A 20,484-nucleotide genomic window follows, 5' to 3' on the forward strand; every position below is an offset into this window, starting at 1 on the left:
TAATGAAAAACCGCTTGTTCATCCTTTCCCAGTACCTGCTGCCGCACCACCTGCTGTCGCGGCTGGCCGGCTGCATCGCCGAATGCCGCGTGCGCTGGTTCAAGAACGCCTTCACGGCCTGGTTCGCCAAGCGCTACCAAGTGGACATGTCCCAGGCGCTGGTGGAAGACCTCACCGCCTACGAGCACTTCAACGCGTTTTTCACCCGTGCACTGAAAGACGGTGCGCGACCTCTGGATCAGACCCCCGGCGCAATCCTCAGCCCCGCCGACGGCGCCGTCAGCCAGCTCGGCCCGATCGAGCACGGCCGGGTGTTCCAGGCCAAGGGCCACAGCTTCAGCGTGCTGGAACTGCTGGGCGGTGATGCGGCCAATGCCGCGCCGTTCATGGGCGGCGATTTCGCCACCATTTACCTGTCACCCAAGGATTACCACCGCGTGCACATGCCGCTGGCCGGCACCCTGCGGGAAATGGTCTACATCCCGGGCCGGATTTTCTCGGTCAACCAGACCACCGCCGAAAACGTCCCGGAGCTGTTTGCCCGCAACGAACGCGTCGCGTGCATTTTCGACACCGAGCGCGGGCCGATGGCCGTGGTGCTGGTGGGTGCGATGATCGTCGCGTCCATCGAGACCGTCTGGGCCGGGCTGGTGACGCCGCCCAAGCGCGAGCTGAAGACCTTCCGCTACGACGAAGCCGCTCGTGCGCCGATCCACTTGGAAAAAGGCGCCGAGCTGGGCCGTTTCAAGTTGGGTTCGACGGCCATCGTGCTGTTTGGTCCAGAGCAGGTGAAATGGGCCGAAGACCTGGTGGCCGGCTCGCCAGTCCAGATGGGCCAGGCCCTGGCACTGCCGAACGCCTGAGTCATCCAGAATAGTCATTCCTGCCCTTGGGCAGGAATGACCATTCTCAAACTACATACCCCGCCTACAGCTGCTAGAGTTGGAAACATCCCTTTCATTTCCCGCCGGAGCCCGTCCACGGCATGAATGAGACCAGCCCTCTCCAGCTACTGCGCATATCGACACCGACCCAGTCGCGCCTGTCCTTTTGCGATGCCACGCCACGCGACCTCAAGCGTTGGATCGCCAACCTGCCCAAGGCCAACATCGGCGAAACCGCCCGCCTGCTATACCAGGCGCTCGGCGAGCTGAACCAACTGCTCACGCCCAGCGATAACCGCCTGCAATTGCTGGAGCTGCTGCGGCCTGAGGTTTATTACGTCTGCAAGCATCTTGAGCGACACTTCCTGCAACAAGCCATCGTACTGGATGACCGCTCACGCAAGATCGTCAACCTGTGCCAGGCCCTGCAAGCCCACCTGGCAATGGGCTACAAGCAAATCGTCGGGCGAATCTCGGCAAAATTCTCCAAGGACCGGGCGCGCCTGCTGGCCACGGCATTGCAGCGGGCCACGCACGCCCTTGATGGAACCCTGTTGCGCGCCAGCCAGCTCTACAGCCCGGTGCCGGAGGGGCTCTGGCTCGATTTGCACCAACTGTACCGGATCGCTTGCCAACACAAATTGCAGCACCTGAGCGTCAGCGACGAACTGGCCAGCCAGATTCACGAATTGAATATCGAGCAGACCTACGTGGTTGCCCTGCTGTTGGGCGCTTCGCGCAGCAACCAATTGCGCCAGAGCCAGATCGCGCGGCTGGCCGAGGTCCTGGAACCGTGGAGCCATTGGGTCAAGCTGGACCCAGCCGTCACCGCCGCCAGCCTGTTCGCCGTCGCACCGGCACTGGACGTCGGGCCGCGTTATCGGTCGAAATTCCGCGCCGAACAGCAACCCACCCTGCTGGGTTTCGACCCCCAGCCGTTGGTGCGCGCCATCACCGCCCACCTGGCACAACCTGTCGAGTCGACCCTGACGGTCCCCGCCGGCATGAGCGCCGATACGCTGCATCACTTGCAAGCCGCCTGGGGCGAGGCCGCCGAACGCAGCTTCCAACGCACCGAGGGCAACGGTACGTTGACGCTGTGCGTGGGCATGAGCGCGCTGCACTATTATCTTGGGGGAGAGCGCTCGTTCAACGAGATACTCAAGACGCCCGGCCCACGCAAGGCGCACTTCGAAGCCTCGCCGACAAAGAAAAATGACACCTGGGACCAGGCCTTCGACGCCGCGCCCACCGGTGACAGCGAGCTTTTGCCCTACGAAGAAATCGAGTATCCGGTCAACCCGGCCGACGACGATGGCGCCAGCTCCGACAACCGGCATCATTTCCCTACTTACGATCTGCCGATCATCAACCACAGCCCCGGCGGCTATTGCCTTGGCTGGCCGAAAGAGGTGCCGGAACAATTGCAGGCCGGCGAAATGGTCGGCATCCGGGACACCAATGATCAGAGCTGGAGCATCGCCGTGGTGCGCTGGATCCGCCAGGTGCGCAATGGCGCCATGCAGATGGGCATTGAGCTGGTCGCACCGCATGCCCAGCCTTGCGGCCTGCAATTGCTTCGCGAGCAGAACGAACAAGGGCACTATCTGCGTGGGCTGCTGCTTCCCGAGATAAGCGCCATCGACCTGCCACCCACCGTGATCGCACCGCGCCTGCCCTTCCAGGAAGGCCAGAAGGTGTTGATCAACACCAACGGCCAGGAACGCCGCGCCGGCCTGGATCGCCGGGTGACCAGCACCCACAGTTTCAACCAGTTTGCTTATCGGCAGGAGGATTCAGGCACCAGCGGGGAGGACGGTACGCAGGACGGGGATTTCGATTCGTTGTGGAAGTCGCTTTAAAATACGGCAGGATCACGTGGCGAGGGAGCTTGCTCCCGCTGGGCCGCGAAGCGGCCCTGAAATCTGACACACAGGTGTTTCAGGTTGGCCGCATTAGGCCTGCTGCGCAGGCCAACGGGAGCAAGCTCCCTCGCCACGAGTATGCGAAACTCACAGATCGGCGTTTGCTCAAACCTGCCCGTCGCGATCGCGGAAACCCAGCAAGTACAACACCCCATCCAACCCCAAGGTCGAAATCGCCTGCCGGGCCGACTGCTTGACCAATGGCTTGGCCCGGAACGCCACGCCCAGGCCGGCGATGGCCAGCATCGGCAGGTCGTTGGCGCCGTCACCCACGGCAATGGTCTGCTCCAGGCGAAGACCTTCCTTCTCGGCCAATTCGCGCAACAAGTCTGCCTTGCGCTGGGCATCGACGATCGGCTCGACGGCAACCCCGGTGACCTTGCCGTCCACCACTTCCAGTTCGTTGGCGAACACATAGTCGATACCGAGCTTGGCCTGCAGTTGCTTGGCGAAATAAGTGAAGCCGCCGGACAGGATGGCGGTCTTGTAGCCCAGGCGCTTGAGTTCGGCAAACAGGGTTTCGGCGCCCTCGGTCAGGCGCAGGGAGGCGCCGATGGAATCGAGCACGCCGACGTCCAGCCCCTTGAGCAATGCGAGGCGTTCCTTGAAGCTGGCGCGAAAATCCAGCTCCCCGGCCATGGCCCGCTCGGTGATAGCCGAAACCTTGTCGCCCACGCCCGCCGCCTTGGCCAGCTCGTCGATGACTTCGGCTTCGATCAGCGTCGAATCCATATCGAACACCGCCAGGCGGCGATTACGACGGAACAGAGAGTCTTCCTGGAAAGCGATGTCGACGTTCAGTTCCTGAGCGACGCTGAGGAATTCGGCACGCAGCGCCTGGGGATCGGCCGGTTCGCCGCGCACGGAAAATTCGATGCAGCCCTTGCCCTTGTCGGCCGGAGTGTCCAACGGCATGCGCCCGGACAGCCGGTCGATGTGGTCGATATTCAGCCCGTATTGGGCGGTGATCGAGCTGACGCGCTGCAACTGCTCGGCAGTCACCTTGCGGGTCAGCAGCGTCACGATATGGCGCTTCTTGCCCTGGCCGGCCACCCAATGCTGGTAATCGGCTTCGGACACCGGCGTGAAACGCACCTGCTGGTCGAGCTTGTAGGCCGTGAACAGGATGTCCTTGAGCACTGACTTGCTCTGTTCGGCGTCCGGGATTTCAACCAGGATGCCGAACGACAGCGTGTCATGGATTACCGCCTGACCGATGTCGAGAATGTTCACACCACCCTGGGCCAGAACGCCGGTAATGGCCGCAGTCAGACCCGGACGGTCGCTGCCAGTGATGTTTATCAGGACGATTTCGCGCAAGGCGCACCCCCGCAGGTGGAAAAAAACCGCATTCTACCCACATTCAGTGACCATCGGGCACCGCCAGTGCTTTGCCGGTCATGGGCCTGTCGCTATACTGCGCGTCAATTTCACGGACAAAGAGCCGAGCTCAGTGAACCGGCCCACGCCAGTCAAAACCGACAATTTCTTCCTGCTGATCTTCCGTGCATTGCGCCATCGTCGCGTGCCGATTGCATTGCGCATCGCCAGCCATAACGTGATCCTGGTCGCCCTGGCCCTGGTCATCTATGCCTGCGTGATGGGCCTGCAATTCAAGCAGGCCATGCATGAGCAGGCGGATGCCTTGGGCGAAAGCCTGACCACCCAGACCGCCACGTCTGCCACCGAGCTGCTGGTGTCCAACGACATCCTCAGCCTCAACGTGCTGCTCAACAACCTGACCAAGAACAAACTGGTCGCCCACGCTGCCATCTACAGCGTGGACAACCGCATCCTCGCCGAGGCCGGCCAACGTCCCAAGCCTGGCCTGCTGGGCGAGACCGGTGGCATGTACCAGAGCAAGATCACTTTCCAGGACGTGACTGCCGGGCAACTGCGCATCAGCCTGGACATGGACCAGTTCCAGCAACCGATGACCATCAGCCTGCAGAGCATGGGCATCCTCAGCGCAATCTTGCTGGCGCTGGCGCTGGCCTTGAGCCTGCGCCTGGGACGGCACATCTCCACGCCGCTACTGCAACTGCGCGTCTGGCTGCGGGACATCGACGAACACACGCCGGCCACCCAGCGCCAGGACGAAATCGGCGACCTGGCCCGGCAGCTTCACGCCAGCTTCGCACCGGAACCGGAGCCTGTGCCGGAACCTGAAGACATCGATTACGTCGACGAAGACGATGCCGAGCCAGGCTTCGAGGTCCGCAACTTGCGTGACCCGGGCTTCGACGAAAGCACGCCGATGCCTGCCTCCCGCCCTGCGCCGCGCCATGTGGTGCGTGCTGTCGAAGATGAGGAAGACGACGACGCCTTTGCCGACTTGCGAGACGACTCGGTGGCCGGCGCCCCTCAACCGGCGGTCCGCCCTGTCGCCTCGAACCTGCCCCAGCACAGCGCCGTGCTGGCCGTGCAACTGGGCGCCCAGGATCAACTGCGCCGCCTGCCCCAGGCGCGCCTGAAGGAGCTGCTCGAACGCTATCGCGATTGCCTCGATCAGGCCGCATCGCTTTATCAAGGCGAACTGCACACCTTGAATGATGGCAGCACGCTGATGCTGTTCCACACCGAGGACAGCGGCGACGACTACCTGACCAATGCCATTTGCTGCGGTGAACTGCTGCGGGCGCTGGGTCACCAGTTGCAAATCGAAGTCGCCGACAGTGGCATTACCCTGCAATTGCAACTGGGCCTGACCTTGGGCGATGGGCTGTACGGCTTGAGCCAGATCGACCTGCTGCTGACCGAAACCGCCCAGGACGCATTGGCGCTCTCCCAGCACAGCCGCAATCTGCTGCTGGTGGAGCGCAAGATCAATGATGACGCGCTGATCCGCCAACGCGCGCGCATCCGCCCCATCGCCAGCCCCGAAGGCGCTTGCTGCGTGGAACGGTTGATGGAGCCTTATCCGTCGATGCTGGAGCGGCAGCTGGCGCGGATGCACGAGCGTCAGGCCTGAGGCCCGGGCCCTGAAATAATCAAGCCCGCAGATGAGTGATCATCTGCGGGCTTTTTATTGCCTTCACTGGCCTTATCGCGAGCAAGCTCGCTCCCACAGGGATCTTCATGCGACTGTAGATCCCCTGTGGGAGCGAGCTTGCTCGCGATAGGGCCAGGACAGGCACTGAAATCCTTGGAGCCAGAAACAACAAAGCCCGCATCAACGCGGGCTTTGTTTTATATCCGTTCCAGTCATCAGAACCGGAACACTTCCATGTCGGTACGAATCGGCAGGGCCATCGGGATCTTGTCCTTTTCCTTTTCCACCGGCTTGGCCGGGGCCGGAGCTGCCTTGCGCGGCACTTCCGCGATAGGTGGCTGGTTGGCCAAAGGCTTGAGGGACACGGACAATTGCTCGGCCAGGCGCTGCAAGAGCACGCCTTGTGCCTGGACCTGTGCAGCGGTCGTACCTGCATGTTGTTCTTGCAGGTGAACGATGCGGTTCTCGCGAACCGTGCCGCGACGGTCGATCAGGCGCCATTGGGCATCGAGCACCGCGGGTTGGGATTTCCCTGAATCCAGCCGGGTGATCGACAACAGCACTTGCACATCCGGGGTGAACCCCTGGTTGGCCGGGGCCAGCACCACGCGCTGGCTGTCCAGGTGTCCGGCCACCTGGCGCAACAGCAATTGATCGATATCGGAAGACAGGCTACCAGCCCAACGACCATCAGTGGCGGCTTGCAGGCTGCCGTCGGGTTGGCGTTGCAACAGGGTTTCACGCTGCAGGTAGTCAGCGATCAGAACCGGGCCAAGCAATACGGCCATGCCTGTGCTTTGCGCAGGCTGGGCCGGGGTACCGCTGTCCAGCTGGTACAGCGACACCGGCTGGTTCATGCTGCAGCCCGCCAGGCCAAGCAGGCCGGCGAGCCACAAAATAGGAAGGCGCAGAGCAGTCATCGTCTCGTCCAGGTGGCGGCCACAAGGCTTACCACAGTGAAAAATACTCGGTCATTATGAAGAACGCTCGGCCACGCCGGCGCTTGAAAGGGCCTATCATCCGTGAATATGCGTCCCGACTCCAGCGCCAAAACTCCGATCTGCGGCATTTAATCGCAGACCGAGCCCTCTAGCACGCTCAATTGAGGTTTTCGACGAGCAGCGCATCCACCCGCTGAAAACCCCTTGGAAGCTTGTTGCCCCGCCGACCGCGTTCACCTTTGTAATGCTCAAGATCGTCCGCTTTCAGTGAAAGCGTACGCTTTCCAGCCTGCAGCACAAGCGTGGCACCCTCCGGTATCACTGCAATATCCGTGACATATTCCTCGCGACTCGCCACCCGTTCGCCGGAAATCCCGATGATCTTGTTGCCTTTCCCTTTGCCGAGCTGTGGCAGGTCACTGATCTTGAACACCAGCAACCGCCCTTCTGTCGTCACCGACGCCAACCAATTGTTCTCGCGATCGATGACCGGACGCGGTGCGATGACCTTGGCGTTGTTCGGCAGACTCAACAGCGCCTTGCCCGCCTTGTTCTTGGCTTGCAGGTCCTCACCCTTGACGACGAACCCGTAACCGGCGTCCGACGCAATTACGTACAGCCCGTCATCATCAGGCATCAGCACGCACTCAAAAGTTGCACCCGGCGGTGGCGTCAGACGACCGGTGAGCGGTTCGCCCTGGCCACGGGCCGATGGCAAGGTGTGGGCCGGCACCGAATAACTGCGCCCGGTGGAGTCGATGAACACCGCGAACTGGTTCGAGCGCCCAGGCGCCAAGGCCTTGAAACCATCCCCGGCCTTATAGGAAAGCCCGGCGGCGTCAATATCGTGACCTTTGGCGGAGCGTACCCAGCCTTTTTCCGAGAGCACGACGGTGACTTTCTCGTTCGGCAGCAGGTCGTGTTCGCTCAACGCCTTGGCTTCGGCGCGCTCGACAATCGGCGAGCGACGGTCGTCGCCGTAGGTTTCGGCATCCTTCAGCAGCTCGGTGCGCACCAGTTTCTTGAGCTTGGCTTCGCTGCCCAACAAGGCTTGCAGCTTGGCCTGCTCCTTGAGCAACTCGTCCTGCTCGGCGCGCAGCTTCATCTCTTCCAGGCGTGCCAACTGGCGCAGGCGGGTATCGAGGATGTAGTCGGCCTGGATTTCGCTCAGGGCAAAACGCTCGATCAGCTTGGCCTTGGGGTGCTCCTCGGTGCGGATGATGTGAATCACTTCATCCAGGTTGAGGTAGGCGATCAACAAGCCGTCCAACAGGTGCAGGCGGCGCTCGACCTTGTCCAGACGGAATTGCAGGCGTCGGCGTACGGTCTTGACCCGGAATTCCAGCCACTCCACCAACAACGCCCGCAGGTTTTTCAGTTGTGGCTTGCCGTCCAGGCCGATGATGTTGATGTTCACCCGATAGCTCGACTCCAGGTCGGTGCTGGCGAACAGGTGCTGCATCAGCGCGTCGTGATCGACCCGGCTGTTGACCGGGATGATCACGATGCGGCAGGGGTTCTCGTGGTCGGACTCGTCGCGCAAGTCGGCCACTTGCGGCGCTTTCGACGGCTTTGCCTGCATCATCGCCGCAATCTGCTCCAGGACCTTGGCCCCGGAAACCTGATGCGGCAGCGCCGTGACAATGATGTCGCCGTCTTCGACGTGGTACACAGCGCGCATGCGCACCGAACCACGACCGGTCTCGTAGATTTTCAGCAGATCGGCGCGCGGCGTGATGATCTCGGCTTCGGTCGGATAGTCCGGGCCCTGGATATGCTCGCAGAGCTGCTCCACCGTGGCTTTCGGCTCGTCCAGCAAACGCACGCACGCCGTCGCCACTTCCCGCAGGTTGTGCGGCGGCACGTCGGTGGCCATGCCCACGGCGATACCGGTGGTGCCATTGAGAAGGATATTCGGCAAACGTGCTGGCAAAACCAGGGGTTCGTCGAGGGTGCCGTCGAAATTCGGCCCCCAGTCCGCGGTGCCCTGGCCCAGTTCGCTGAGCAGCACCTCGGAATAGCGCGACAACCGCGCCTCGGTGTAGCGCATGGCCGCGAAGGACTTGGGATCATCCGGCGCACCCCAGTTGCCCTGGCCGTCCACCAGCGTGTAGCGATAGCTGAACGGCTGGGCCATCAGCACCATGGCTTCGTAGCAGGCCGAGTCGCCGTGGGGATGGAACTTGCCGAGCACGTCGCCGACGGTACGCGCCGATTTCTTGTGCTTGGAATCGGCATCCAGCCCCAACTCGCTCATGGCGTAGACGATCCGCCGCTGGACCGGCTTCAAGCCATCGCCGATGTGCGGCAAGGCGCGGTCCATGATCACGTACATGGAGTAATTGAGGTAGGCATTTTCGGTGAAGTCAGCCAGCGATCGGCGCTCTACGCCGTCCAAGCTGTCTGCAAGAATGTCGCTCATGCGGGCCTCATCAAGTTCGTTGTCTGGCGCAACGGCGTGGTGCCATCGCGCTGGGTAAATTCAAATTCTTCCGGGGCATTCGTGCCCAGCGGTAGCCCACTCATGGCGAGGCGCCCCAGCCACCGTCCGGCGCGGCGAAGCGCCAGATGATGGGCCGCCGCTCGCCATCGGCACGGGCACCGTCGTTGTTGTCCAGGCCAATCCAGGCACCTTGGGCGTCCACCACCAGCGCTTCGGCCAGGCCATAGGCTTGCGAGTAACGACGATTATCCTGCAGCGCCTCGGCAGCGAACGACCAGCAGCGCTCGACTTGAGCGGTCTGCGGGTCGCGCCGGCAGATCTGATAGGCATTTCGCTCCAGGGTGAACAGCTTGCCCTCAAACAATGACAGGTCGGCAAAATCCCGCGATACGGCCTTGGCCTTGGGAAACTGCGGCGGCTGCATCTCCTGCCCCGCTTCGCTGAGCAGTACGCAATTGCCGTCGCAGTCCCATACCGTTTGCTGGCGCTTGATCAACAGCAAGCCACGACGCTCACGCTCGGCCGCCAGCCAGAGCTGGTCGCCGGCCGGGTTGACCGCAAGCCCTTCGAACAAGGCGTTGAAGTGCAACAACATGCCGCTGCCACGCGCCTGGCGGATCATCGTCGGAGCGATTTTCAACCACGATGCAGCGCCTGTCGTCGGTATTTGCAGCACGGCGGCATTGGACTCGCTGACCACATAGCGATTACCGGCGCTGTCGCAACTGATGCCTTCGAAATCCAGCTCGCCCCCGCGCAGGAACGACGCCGCCCAGGTGCGCGACCTCAGGCCCCACGGCAAATCGTTATCCGGCACGGTCGGCACCTGGATGTCGACTGTTTCAGCCTGCCAGACCGCTACATCGTTGGGTTTGAGGCGATAGATCCGGTCGTCGTCGCGGTCGGACACCGTCCACATCTCGTTGCCGCACAACGCCAAGCCGGAGAGGTTGCCGCCACGCATGCCATCGACGGCATGCTCGGCCAACAGCTTCAATTCCGGCGCGGGTCCTGCGACTGCTACCCCCGCCCACAGCAACAACGCCAGGGCGAAACCCTTGCGCATCAGGCCAGGACCTCGGCCAAGTCACCCTTGGATTCAAGCCAGGACTTGCGGTCGCCCGCGCGTTTCTTCGCCAGCAGCATGTCCATCATTTCCGTCGTCGCGGCGAAATCATCCAGGGTCAGCTGCACCAGGCGACGGGTGTTCGGGTCCATGGTGGTTTCGCGCAACTGCGGCGGGTTCATCTCGCCCAGGCCTTTGAATCGGGTGACCTGCGGTTTGCCGCGCTTCTTCTCGGCCACCAGGCGATCGAGAATGCCGTCGCGCTCGGCTTCGTCCAGGGCGTAGTAGATTTCCTTGCCCAGGTCGATGCGGTACAGCGGCGGCATCGCCACGTAGACGTGGCCGGCGTCCACCAGCGGACGGAAATGCTGGACGAACAGCGCGCAGAGCAAGGTGGCGATGTGCAGGCCGTCGGAGTCGGCGTCGGCGAGGATGCAGATCTTGCCGTAGCGCAACTGGGTCATGTCCTCGGCGCCCGGATCGACGCCGATGGCCACCGCGATGTTATGCACTTCCTGGCTGGCCAGCACTTCGCTGCCGTCCACTTCCCAGGTGTTGAGGATCTTGCCCCGCAGCGGCAGGATGGCCTGGAACTCCTTGTCCCGCGCCTGCTTGGCCGAACCACCGGCGGAGTCACCTTCCACCAGGAACAACTCGGAACGCATCGGGTCCTGCCCGGCGCAATCGGCGAGCTTGCCCGGCAATGCCGGCCCTTGGGTGATGCGCTTGCGCTCGACTTTCTTGCTGGCCTTGAGACGACGGCCGGCGTTGTTGATTGCCAGCTCCGCCAGGGCCAGGCCGGTTTCCGGGTTGGCATTGAGCCAGAGGCTGAAGGCGTCCTTGACCACGCCGGAGACGAACGCCGCCGCCTCGCGAGACGACAGGCGCTCCTTGGTCTGGCCGGAGAATTGCGGTTCCTGCATCTTCATCGACAGGACGAAGGCGATGCGCTCCCAGACGTCTTCCGGCGCCAGCTTCACGCCACGGGGCAGCAGGTTGCGGAACTCGCAGAACTCGCGCATGGCGTCGAGCAGGCCTTGGCGCAAGCCGTTGACGTGCGTACCGCCCTGGGCCGTGGGGATCAGGTTGACGTAGCTTTCCTGGACGCTTTCGCCGCCTTCGGGCAGCCACAACAGCGCCCAGTCCACCGCTTCCTTGTTACCGGCCAGGCTGCCACAGAACGGCTCGTCGGGCAGGCGTTCGAAACCGCTGACCGCGTCCACCAGATAGGAGCGCAGGCCGTCTTCGTAATGCCATTCGACTTTCTCGCCGGTGGCCTTGTCTTCGAAACTGACCAGCAGCCCCGGGCACAACACAGCCTTGGCCTTGAGCACGTGCTTGAGGCGGCTGACCGAAAACTTCGGTGAATCGAAATACTTCGGGTCCGGGGCGAAATACACGCTGGTTCCGGTGTTGCGCTTGCCGACGGTACCTACCACTTCCAGCTCGGTGGCCTTGTAGCCATCGGCGAAGGTCATCTGGTACTCATTGCCGTCACGCTTGACCCGTACTCGCACCTGGGTCGACAAAGCGTTGACCACGGAAATACCCACCCCGTGCAGACCGCCGGAAAACTGGTAGTTCTTGTTGGAAAACTTGCCGCCGGCGTGGAGCTTGGTGAGGATCAGCTCGACGCCCGACACGCCCTCTTCCGGGTGAATGTCCACCGGCATGCCGCGACCGTCATCGCTGACTTCCAGCGAATGATCGGCGTGCAGGATGACCTGCACCGACTTCGCATGCCCGGCCAAGGCTTCGTCGACACTGTTGTCGATGACTTCCTGGGCGAGGTGGTTCGGCCGACTGGTGTCGGTGTACATACCGGGGCGCTTGCGCACCGGGTCGAGGCCCGAGAGGACTTCGATGGCGTCTGCGTTATAAGAGCTAGCGCTGGGAGTGGCCATGGGGTCTCGTCGTCAGTGTTCAAATGAAAAAGGGGCGATGGCTCACAGCGACGTGAAGTCGATCGCCTGGTACAAATCGGCGCCAATGCCGGCAAAACTCAACAATGCCGGTAACTGCTGGGCAAACCCTTGGAAACTGTGGTCGCCGCCGGCCTGGATGCGCAAGGCACAGGCGCGGTAATACTGTTGGGCGTGGCGATAATCCAGCGTTTCGTCACCGGTTTGCAACCATACCTGAAACCGCTGCGGATCCCGGGGCGCCGGCACTTCCAGCTCGGCCAGGGCCGTCACGTGGTCGTGGGTCAATTCCCAGGTTTCGTCGGTGTATAAATTCTTCTGCGTGCCCAGGTAGCCGTCGAACATCCGATGCGGGCTGACGGCCGGGTTGATCAACAGGGCCTTGAGGCCGTGGCGCTCGGCCAAGTGAGTCGCATAGTAGCCGCCGAGCGAGCTGCCGACCAGCAGTGGCCGGCCCAGTTCTGTAATCGCCTGTTCCAGCTGACCGATGGCCTGGCGGGGGTGGTGATGCAAAGCGGGCACTTGGAGCTGGTCGCTGAGGCCAAGGCGTGCCATCACTTCAACCAATTGGCAGGCTTTGGTCGATGCTGGGGCACTGTTGAAGCCATGGATATAAAGGATCGAACCCGACATTGCCGACTCCCTGGGTGTTGGGCAAAGGCCGGAGTTTACAGGGAGTTTGTGGGGATTGGCGGATGATCTGATGGTTATTAGGACAAACACAAAACCTGTGGCGAGGGGATTTATCCCCGCTGGGGCGCGAAGCGCGCCCAAAAAGCCGAATGCAGGACAGTCTGACGCCCCGAGGTGATTGGCCTTAGGGCTGCTTCGCACCCCAGCGGGGATAAATCCCCTCGCCACGAAAACCTACTCAGCCCTAGCGTGGATCGACGATGTCCAACGCCCGATTCGCCAGCAATTCACCGAGTTCGATCATCTGCTGCACTCCCAAGGCGAAATGCCGGCACGAGCCCTCCAGATCGAAAGCCAGGTCGCCGAGCATGGCGCTGGCCGAGGCCAGGGTTTCGCTGAGGTTGGCCAGGAGGGTTTCGGTGTCTGCGCTCTTTGCGACAGTGAACAATTGACCTGAGGGCTTTTTCTTTTTGGCTTGAGGTTTGGGGTCGAGATAAGATCGATGGCACGCTTGGCGGCTTCATCAAGCATTGGAGGAATCTGGCTGGCTTCGGGAGAAATGGAATCTTTTTTTGTTGGCCCAGAGTTATCTTCAGACATGTTGGCGCTCCACTAGGATTGAAATAACGCCCTTCTACTTTCGGGTTTCCAGGCCCGGCCGCTGAATTTGCAGCGACGGGAAAAGACTAGCGACAGCCCTTCCCACCCGGCAACCGCCAGAGCTCGTCGGAAAAATCTGCTGCAGCCCGGAGGGTTGTCCGACCATTCCCACAATCCAGGTCGGCTGTCAGGCAGTCATCGCGAGCAAGCTCGCTCCCACACAGGTTTTGGGTCGTTTATAAGATCAGTGTCCACCGCCGATCCCCTGTGGGAGCGAGCCTGCTCGCGAAAGCGGTGGGTCAGCTTGCATCAGTATTGAATGTGCCGTCGTCTTCGCGAGCAGGCTCGCTCCCACAGGGGAAACGCGGTCCCACCGAGAGCCAGGTCGGCCCTAAGGCCGCCTCGGCTTGGCTTTTGATCTTGAGGCCCCGTTAACCACGATGGCCGAACGCAGGCATTGTGGAGTGGGCATCCCGGCATGGATGCCGGGATAGCCGCGCTGGACCATGGATGGTCCTTCGCGGCGGGCCCACGGAGCAATGCCGGAGTGAGGGCATGCCGAGCCTTGGCGAGGCACCGAGTGGTGGGGCAAGCCTTTTTTGCTTACTTTTTTTGGCGTCTGAAAAAAAGTGAGCCGCCGTAAGGGCGGAACCCTAAGTCGCCGTTACCGCAGAAATGGATATGTACTCCGTCAAGCCGCCATCGCGAGCAAGCTCCCACAATTGGATCGGCGTACAGCAGTGAGAAATAGGCAAGCTGCCAGGCCGCGTCGTCCTCAATACCCGTTGGAACCATAGTCAGGGGTAAACGCAAACCCAACCACCCGCTCAACCCCCGTTTCCAACCGCCCATCCGGCAACAACCGCAACCACCGATACCCCGGCGCCTGCGAGCCCACCGCAAAATCCTCACTCCCCGGCTCAAACTGAATACAGGTCGAAGGCGAAGCCAACAAACGAACCCCCTCGCGTACCTGGTCTATCTCCTGATGCACATGCCCCCACAAAACCGCCCTAACCTGGGGAAACCGATCCAGCACCGCAAACAGCGCCTCAGGATTACGCAACCCGATCGGCTCCATCCACGTACACCCAATCGACACCGGATGATGATGCAGACACACCAGATGATGCCGCTCCGGCGCCTCGCTCAAGGCATTGGCCAACAGAATCAACTGCTCCTCGGCCAAAAAACCCGGCACCGAACCTGGCACGGCGGAATCGAGCATCGTCACCCGCCAATTGCCGATGTCCACCACCGGATCGAGCAACGTACTCTTGACCGCCGCCCCGAGCATCACCTGCGGCTCATCGTGGTTACCCGGAATCCACCGCGCCGGCGCATCGATTCGCGCGGTCAGTTGTCGAAACGCTTCGTAGGATTCCAGCGTGCCGTCCTGGGACAGATCGCCCGTGGCGAGCATCAGGTCAATATTCGGTTGTTGCTGGAGCACCAGGTCAACGACCGCCCGCAAGCTGTCACGCGTATTCATGCCCAGCAACGAGGCATCGGCCTCGGCGAACAGATGGCTGTCGGACAGTTGGACCAACAGCGCCGCATCGGCCGTGGTCAAGCTGGATACGCTCGGCAAATCGCTCTCTCCCAGGCGCAGTCACGCCGTTGCATGAAGCGGCAATTATGCTGGGGAAGATCGAAAGGGGAAACCCGCGAACCGGAACCGGTTCACAACCAGCGTTCACGACTACCGAACGACTTCGAACTCGTGGCCCAGCGCCAGGCAATGACTCAGCCACTCGCCCAGGAACAGGTTCAACTGGGCTTTTTCATCCGGCTGGTGCATTGACGCATTGGGGTAAGGATAGATGCCACGAAAGCGTCGTGCATGTTCGGCGCTGACAACCTCGGCCATGCGCGCATCGTGATAGACCTGAACTTCCAGCTGCGGCACCGGCAGCCATGGCAGGCTGTGTTCCTGGCGGACCTGCAAAGTCGTGGTGTACGGGCAAGTCTGCAGCACTTCGAGGGCCAGCACGCCGAGCATCTGGTCACCGTGGGTCACGGCGATGCGACGCGGCAATGGGTCGTTGCGCATGTCCGGCAACAAGCGCATCAAGCGGGCGTAGTTGGCCTCGCAGGCAGCCTGCAACCCCACCAGATCGACGCGATAACGATCGCGCAGCTTGTTCAGGACCATAGCCCCCTCACTTCATCACGGTTCAAGGCCAGCCATTGCAAGGCAATGATGCTGGCCGCGTTGCAGATACGCCCGTCGCGCACTGCTTGCAGCGCGTCTTCGAAAGCCCAGACCTTCACGCGAATATCTTCAGCTTCTTCCAGCAGGCCATGCAGGCCGCCCGCCCCCGTGCTGTCGCAACGCCCCAGGAAAAGATGCACGAATTCGTCACTGCCGCCCGGCGATGGAAAATATTTGGTCATCGGCCAGAGCGCGGCGAAGACAAGCCCAGCTTCCTCCTGCGCTTCACGATGAGCAACTTCTTCCGGCTGCTCGTCCTTGTCGATCAGGCCGGCCACCAGTTCCACCAGCCAGGGATTAGCGCTTTTACCCATGGCACCGACGCGAAACTGCTCGATGAGCACCACTTCATCGCGCTGCGGGTCGTAGGGCAACACGCACACCGCGTCATGGCGGACGAACAGCTCACGGCTGATTTCACGGCTCATGCCACCGGCGAACAGTTCGTGGCGCAGGCGCACGCGATCAAGTTTGTAGAAGCCCTTGTAGCAGCTCTCGCGCTCGACGATTTCCACGGTGCTCGGTGTGGCGTTGGCGAAATCAGTCATGACAATCCTCGTGTGCAATGGATCAATACGAGGTTCCAACCTCGACTTCGCGCCATCCTAACGCGCCCGTACCGTTTGATGCAGCCCCTTTCCGGTGATCGGGATGGACGGCTGCCCTTAAAATTACTCTAATGAGCTTAGTGGCGAACTGATTGCCCTGCTGACAGTCGAAGCGGGTAACTTTTCGCCTTTCCCTGTTCCACGAAGGACGCCCATGTCGCTTTACAAAATTGCTTCCCTGGCCGCCATTGCCCTGACCCTGGGTGCGTGCCAAAGCCTGTTCCAACCCAATTATCGAGCGCCGCTGGAGACCACTCGCGATGCCTCGGAGCAATTGCAACCCGGCTGCGCCAGTGCCGACTGCCCACTGGTGAACATCGACACCCTGCACTTTCCCACCGAGCCCGTGCTGGACGGCATCGTCGAGAAACGCTTGCTACAACTGACCCGCACCCCGGGCGCTCCGGTGGCGCCGACGCTGGCGGCCTACCGCGAGCAGTTCCTGCGCAACGCCGCGCCGCGCAACAGCAGCTATTTGCAAGCCAAGGTACGCGAGCAGCATGACGGCTTGGTGATCATCGAGTTGTCCAGCTACCTGGACACCGGCGGTGCCCACGGCACGCCGGGTCGCGGCTTCATCAATTATTCGCGCCAGCAACACAAGGTGCTTGAGCTGTCGGACATGCTGCTGCCGGGCCAGGAAGAAGCGTTCTGGAAAGCCGCCCAGGTCGCCCACAACAGTTGGCTGATCAGCACGAAGCTGGATCAGGAACCGGACTTCCTGAAACAGTGGTCCTTCCAGAAAACCCCGCACATCGCGCTGACCTACGGCGGGGTGATCCTCAAGTACGAAGTGAGCACCATCGCGCCGTACGCCCTGGGCCACATCGAACTGAAGATCGCCTATCCACGCCTCAACGGCATCCTCAAGCCCGAGCTGTTTCCCGGCCGTAGCTGAAGGCCCGGCCCAGCAGCAGTTGCAGCAACCCTGCCAGGATCAGCGACGGCAGGGTTGCGCCGATGTCCGGGTAGAAATTGGCCAGCAGGTGATAAGTGCTTACCCCGCCCAACCAGGCCAACAGGGCCGGCCAGCGCAACGCGGCCGACTGCACTTGGCCGCTGCGTTTGCGCAGGATGAAGTGGTCCACCAGCACCACGCCGAACAACGGCGCGAACACCGAACCGATCAGCAACAGGAAGTTCTGGTATTGCGCCAACGGTGCAAAGCAGGCGATCAATGTGCAGATGACACCAATCGCCAAGGCCAGGTGCTCAACCTTAAATCCTGAAAGCATGCCGCTGGACACCGCTGCCGAGTGGATGTCGGCGAAGGCGTTTTCCGACTCGTCGAGCAGGATCAGCAGCAGCGGGATACCCAACCCGGCACCGGCCAGGGCCAGCAGCAACGCGTTGACTTCGCCACTCGGTGCGAACGCCAGGGTGTAGGCCACGCCCAGGCTCATCAGCCAGAAATTACCAATGAAGAAGCCCACGGCAGTGCCGCCGAAGACATTCTTGGCGCGCTTGCCGAAACGCGAGTAGTCGGCGATCAGCGGCAGCCAGGACAACGGCATCGCAATGGCGATATCAAAACCCACCGCCAGCGGCATCGAGCCATCGCCGGCCTGCGCCCACAGTGCGGCCAGGTCAGACTTGGCGAACAGGTTCCAGGTCAACCAGATGCAAGCCGCCAGCAGCAACCAGATGCCCCATTTGCGCAGGACCTTGCGCACGAAGGTCAACGGCCCACTCACAGCGAGCAAGGTCGCCAACGCGCCGAAGAACAATGTCCACAGCAAAGGGTTCGTGCCCAAGCTGCCTTCACTGAAAGCCCGGGCGCCAAGCAGGCTGGCGGCGTCGCGCATGACGATGATTTCGAACGAACCCCAGCCAATCAACTGCAGCAGGTTCAACACCGCCGGCACGCTCGCGCCCTTGCTGCCGAGGCTGAGCTTGAGGGCAGCCATGGCCGACAGGCCGGTGTCGCTGCCGATCACCCCGACCGCCGCCAGCAGCAGGACGCCCACCAGCGTGCCAAGGAAAATCGCCAGCAACGAACCGCTCAGGCCCAGGCCCGGCGCGAGCAAGGCGCCGACTTGCAGGACCATCAGGCCGATGCCGAGGGAGAACCACAGGGAAAACAGATCGCGGGCGCCGAAGACGCGTTTGTCGGTGGGGACCGCGATGTCGGGGGAGTAGCTATTCAAGAGAAGGATCTCGGTGGGAAAAGGGTTGCAAGCTTCGAGCTGCAAGCCTCAAGAAAAAGCGGATCGCGCTTTTGCCTCTAACTTGCAGCTTGCCGCTTAAAAAGGTTGCGAGCTGCAAGTTTCAAGAAAAAGCAGGTCGCGCTTTTGCTTCTAACTTGCAGCTTGCCGCTTGAAGCTTGCCGCTTAAACTTTCCTATAAAGCTGACTACCTTCCTTCTTGAACCGCTCAGCCTGCTCCGCCAAGCCCTGGGCGACATCGACATCCACCGCTTCAATGCGCTGGTTCGCCGCGTACTCGCGCACTTCCTGGGTGATTTTCATCGAGCAGAATTTCGGCCCGCACATCGAGCAGAAATGCGCCACCTTGGCCGAGTCCTTCGGCAGGGTTTCGTCGTGGTACGAGCGGGCGGTGTCCGGGTCGAGGCCGAGGTTGAACTGGTCTTCCCAACGGAACTCGAAACGCGCCTTGCTCAAGGCGTTGTCGCGGATCTGCGCGCCCGGGTGCCCTTTGGCCAGATCGGCAGCATGCGCGGCGATCTTGTAGGTGATGATCCCGGTCTTCACGTCATCCTTGTTCGGCAAGCCGAGGTGCTCCTTCGGCGTGACGTAGCAGAGCATGGCGCAACCGAACCAGCCGATCATCGCCGCACCGATGCCGGAGGTGATGTGGTCGTAGCCCGGCGCAATGTCGGTGGTCAGTGGACCGAGGGTGTAGAACGGCGCCTCGTCGCAGCACTCGAGCTGCTTGTCCATGTTCTCTTTGATCAGTTGCATCGGCACGTGGCCGGGGCCTTCGATCATGCATTGCACGTCGTGCTTCCAGGCGATCTTGGTCAGCTCGCCGAGGGTTTCCAGCTCACCGAACTGCGCTTCGTCGTTGGCGTCGGCAATCGAGCCCGGACGCAGGCCATCGCCCAGCGAGAAGCTGACGTCGTAGGCCTTCATGATTTCGCAGATGTCTTCGAAGTGGGTGTAGAGGAAGTTCTCTTTGTGGTGCGCCAGGCACCACTTGGCCATGATCGAACCGCCACGGCTGACGATACCGGTGACGCGCTTGGCGGTCATCGGCACATAGCGCAGCAACACGCCGGCGTGGATGGTGAAGTAGTCGACGCCCTGCTCGGCCTGTTCGATCAGCGTGTCGCGAAACAGCTCCCAGGTCAGGTCTTCAGCCACGCCGCCGACTTTTTCCAGGGCCTGGTAGATCGGCACGGTGCCGATCGGTACCGGCGAGTTGCGGATGATCCACTCGCGGGTTTCATGGATGTGCTTGCCGGTGGACAGGTCCATGACCGTGTCCGAACCCCAGCGAATGCCCCAAGTCAACTTCGCCACTTCTTCTTCGATGGACGAACCCAGCGCACTGTTGCCGATGTTGCCGTTGATCTTCACCAGGAAGTTACGGCCGATGATCATCGGTTCCAGTTCGGTGTGGTTGATGTTGGCCGGGATGATCGCGCGACCACGGGCGATTTCATCACGCACGAATTCCGGGGTGATGACTTTCGGCACGCTGGCGCCGAAGCTGTGGCCGGCGTGTTGCTGGTCCAGCAGGCCAGCGGCGCGGGCGACTTCCAGCTTCATGTTTTCGCGGATGGCGACGTATTCCATCTCGGCGGTGATGATGCCTTTGCGCGCGTAGTGCATCTGGCTGACGTTGGCGCCCGGCTTGGCGCGACGCGGGTTGTTCACGTGGGCGAAGCGCAGCTGGGTCAGCTCGGGATCAGCCAGGCGCTCCTGGCCGAAGTTGGAGCTCAGGCCCGCCAGGCGCTCGGTGTCGCCACGGGCTTCGATCCACGGCGAGCGCACATCGGCCAAGCCTTTGCGCACGTCAATGATCACGTTCGGGTCGGTGTACGGGCCCGAGGTGTCATAGACCATTACCGGCGCGTTGATCTCGCCGCCGAAGTCGGTGGGGGTCACGTCGAGGCTGATTTCGCGCATGGGCACGCGGATATCCGGACGGCTGCCCTGGACATAGATTTTTTGCGAGCGGGTAAAGGGCTGGACCGATTGTTGATCGACCTGGGCCGATTCACTGAGGTTGGTCGCGTTTTTTGATTTTGTCGTCATCACGGGCTCTCCAGACACACATCCAGGCAGTGGAT

15 protein-coding genes and 1 pseudogene are annotated in these 20,484 nt (G+C 61.8%); 4 read left to right on the forward strand and 12 right to left on the reverse strand.

Annotation, left to right across the window (positions count from 1 at the left end; genetic code table 11):
* Window positions 1–2: 2 nt before the first annotated feature.
* Together asd and Q7C33_RS24110 are read left to right on the forward strand one after the other, a co-directional pair.
* Window positions 3–863: an archaetidylserine decarboxylase gene (gene asd / locus Q7C33_RS24105; protein WP_258648776.1), complete on the forward strand. Its 861-nt coding sequence runs from the start codon at window positions 3–5 to the stop codon at window positions 861–863.
* A gap of 122 nt (window positions 864–985) precedes the next feature.
* The gene (locus tag Q7C33_RS24110) at window positions 986–2,746 is read left to right on the forward strand and encodes a molecular chaperone (RefSeq protein WP_198797223.1); all 1,761 of its coding nucleotides are present in this window, start codon (window positions 986–988) and stop codon (window positions 2,744–2,746) included.
* Window positions 2,747–2,914: 168 nt separating this feature from the next.
* Here the strand turns inward: Q7C33_RS24110 and serB are convergent, their stop codons facing one another.
* Complete coding sequence (serB, locus tag Q7C33_RS24115; RefSeq protein ID WP_217861115.1) at window positions 2,915–4,129, reverse strand: phosphoserine phosphatase SerB; 1,215 nt, start codon at window positions 4,127–4,129, stop codon at window positions 2,915–2,917.
* 133 nt (window positions 4,130–4,262) lie between these two features.
* Here serB and Q7C33_RS24120 point away from each other — a divergent pair, with 133 nt between their 5' ends.
* Window positions 4,263–5,780, forward strand: a complete 1,518-nt coding sequence (locus Q7C33_RS24120) for an AhpA/YtjB family protein (protein ID WP_407684275.1) — start codon at window positions 4,263–4,265, stop codon at window positions 5,778–5,780.
* 236 nt (window positions 5,781–6,016) lie between these two features.
* On the opposite strand, the gene Q7C33_RS24125 is transcribed toward Q7C33_RS24120, so the two are convergent.
* From Q7C33_RS24125 to Q7C33_RS24165, 9 genes and pseudogenes are all read right to left on the reverse strand, one after another.
* Entirely contained in the window at window positions 6,017–6,721 is a 705-nt protein-coding gene (locus tag Q7C33_RS24125; RefSeq protein ID WP_030140179.1) for a PqiC family protein, read from the reverse strand.
* 178 nt (window positions 6,722–6,899) lie between these two features.
* Window positions 6,900–9,164 carry a DNA topoisomerase IV subunit A gene (gene parC, locus Q7C33_RS24130; RefSeq protein ID WP_030140180.1) on the reverse strand — a complete coding sequence of 755 codons (2,265 nt, stop codon included), beginning with the start codon at window positions 9,162–9,164 and terminating at the stop codon, window positions 6,900–6,902.
* 100 nt (window positions 9,165–9,264) lie between these two features.
* Window positions 9,265–10,251, reverse strand: coding sequence for an esterase-like activity of phytase family protein (locus tag Q7C33_RS24135; protein ID WP_030140181.1), 987 nt, complete (start codon window positions 10,249–10,251; stop codon window positions 9,265–9,267).
* Window positions 10,251–12,155, reverse strand: a complete 1,905-nt coding sequence (parE, locus tag Q7C33_RS24140) for a DNA topoisomerase IV subunit B (protein ID WP_030140182.1) — start codon at window positions 12,153–12,155, stop codon at window positions 10,251–10,253. Before parE ends, Q7C33_RS24135 begins: the two co-directional genes overlap by 1 nt.
* A gap of 42 nt (window positions 12,156–12,197) precedes the next feature.
* Window positions 12,198–12,806 carry a YqiA/YcfP family alpha/beta fold hydrolase gene (locus Q7C33_RS24145; RefSeq protein WP_030140183.1) on the reverse strand — a complete coding sequence of 203 codons (609 nt, stop codon included), beginning with the start codon at window positions 12,804–12,806 and terminating at the stop codon, window positions 12,198–12,200.
* A 244-nt stretch (window positions 12,807–13,050) separates the two neighbouring features.
* Window positions 13,051–13,406: pseudogene (locus tag Q7C33_RS24150) on the reverse strand (DUF6124 family protein).
* A 775-nt stretch (window positions 13,407–14,181) separates the two neighbouring features.
* The gene (cpdA, locus tag Q7C33_RS24155) at window positions 14,182–14,997 is read right to left on the reverse strand and encodes a 3',5'-cyclic-AMP phosphodiesterase (protein ID WP_030140184.1); all 816 of its coding nucleotides are present in this window, start codon (window positions 14,995–14,997) and stop codon (window positions 14,182–14,184) included.
* Between the two features lie 111 nt (window positions 14,998–15,108).
* Window positions 15,109–15,561: a DUF1249 domain-containing protein gene (locus tag Q7C33_RS24160; RefSeq protein WP_024618006.1), complete on the reverse strand. Its 453-nt coding sequence runs from the start codon at window positions 15,559–15,561 to the stop codon at window positions 15,109–15,111.
* Complete coding sequence (locus Q7C33_RS24165; RefSeq protein ID WP_030140185.1) at window positions 15,552–16,169, reverse strand: NUDIX domain-containing protein; 618 nt, start codon at window positions 16,167–16,169, stop codon at window positions 15,552–15,554. Before Q7C33_RS24165 ends, Q7C33_RS24160 begins: the two co-directional genes overlap by 10 nt.
* A 214-nt stretch (window positions 16,170–16,383) precedes the next feature.
* On the opposite strand from Q7C33_RS24165, the gene Q7C33_RS24170 reads away from it, so the two are divergent.
* Window positions 16,384–17,127 (forward strand): DUF3298 domain-containing protein, encoded by a 744-nt coding sequence (locus Q7C33_RS24170; RefSeq protein WP_217861110.1) that lies wholly within the window; start codon window positions 16,384–16,386, stop codon window positions 17,125–17,127.
* Here the strand turns inward: Q7C33_RS24170 and cytX are convergent.
* Both cytX and thiC read right to left on the reverse strand, forming a co-directional pair.
* Window positions 17,096–18,385 (reverse strand): putative hydroxymethylpyrimidine transporter CytX, encoded by a 1,290-nt coding sequence (gene cytX / locus Q7C33_RS24175; protein ID WP_407684285.1) that lies wholly within the window; start codon window positions 18,383–18,385, stop codon window positions 17,096–17,098. The genes Q7C33_RS24170 and cytX overlap by 32 nt on opposite strands.
* Window positions 18,386–18,559: 174 nt before the next feature.
* Window positions 18,560–20,449, reverse strand: coding sequence for a phosphomethylpyrimidine synthase ThiC (gene thiC, locus Q7C33_RS24180; RefSeq protein ID WP_407684276.1), 1,890 nt, complete (start codon window positions 20,447–20,449; stop codon window positions 18,560–18,562).
* Window positions 20,450–20,484: the final 35 nt, after the last annotated feature.

It is taken from the genome of Pseudomonas sp. BP11-1-1, from assembly GCF_052112105.1.
Classification (GTDB): Bacteria; Pseudomonadota; Gammaproteobacteria; order Pseudomonadales; family Pseudomonadaceae; genus Aquipseudomonas; species Aquipseudomonas alvandae.

Bases quoted from the DNA above. Each gene is read 5' to 3' on its own strand.
- asd (WP_258648776.1), top strand. From the start codon at position 3: ATGAAAAACCGCTTGTTCATCCTTTCCCAGTACCTGCTGCCGCACCAC.
- Q7C33_RS24170 (WP_217861110.1), top strand. From the start codon at position 16,384: ATGTCGCTTTACAAAATTGCTTCCCTGGCCGCCATTGCCCTGACCCTG.
- Q7C33_RS24135 (WP_030140181.1), bottom strand. From the start codon at position 10,251: ATGCGCAAGGGTTTCGCCCTGGCGTTGTTGCTGTGGGCGGGGGTAGCA.
- parC (WP_030140180.1), bottom strand. From the start codon at position 9,164: ATGAGCGACATTCTTGCAGACAGCTTGGACGGCGTAGAGCGCCGATCG.
- Q7C33_RS24110 (WP_198797223.1), top strand. From the start codon at position 986: ATGAATGAGACCAGCCCTCTCCAGCTACTGCGCATATCGACACCGACC.
- Q7C33_RS24160 (WP_024618006.1), bottom strand. From the start codon at position 15,561: ATGGTCCTGAACAAGCTGCGCGATCGTTATCGCGTCGATCTGGTGGGG.
- Q7C33_RS24165 (WP_030140185.1), bottom strand. From the start codon at position 16,169: ATGACTGATTTCGCCAACGCCACACCGAGCACCGTGGAAATCGTCGAG.
- parE (WP_030140182.1), bottom strand. From the start codon at position 12,155: ATGGCCACTCCCAGCGCTAGCTCTTATAACGCAGACGCCATCGAAGTC.
- Q7C33_RS24145 (WP_030140183.1), bottom strand. From the start codon at position 12,806: ATGTCGGGTTCGATCCTTTATATCCATGGCTTCAACAGTGCCCCAGCA.
- thiC (WP_407684276.1), bottom strand. From the start codon at position 20,449: ATGACGACAAAATCAAAAAACGCGACCAACCTCAGTGAATCGGCCCAG.
- Q7C33_RS24125 (WP_030140179.1), bottom strand. From the start codon at position 6,721: ATGACTGCTCTGCGCCTTCCTATTTTGTGGCTCGCCGGCCTGCTTGGC.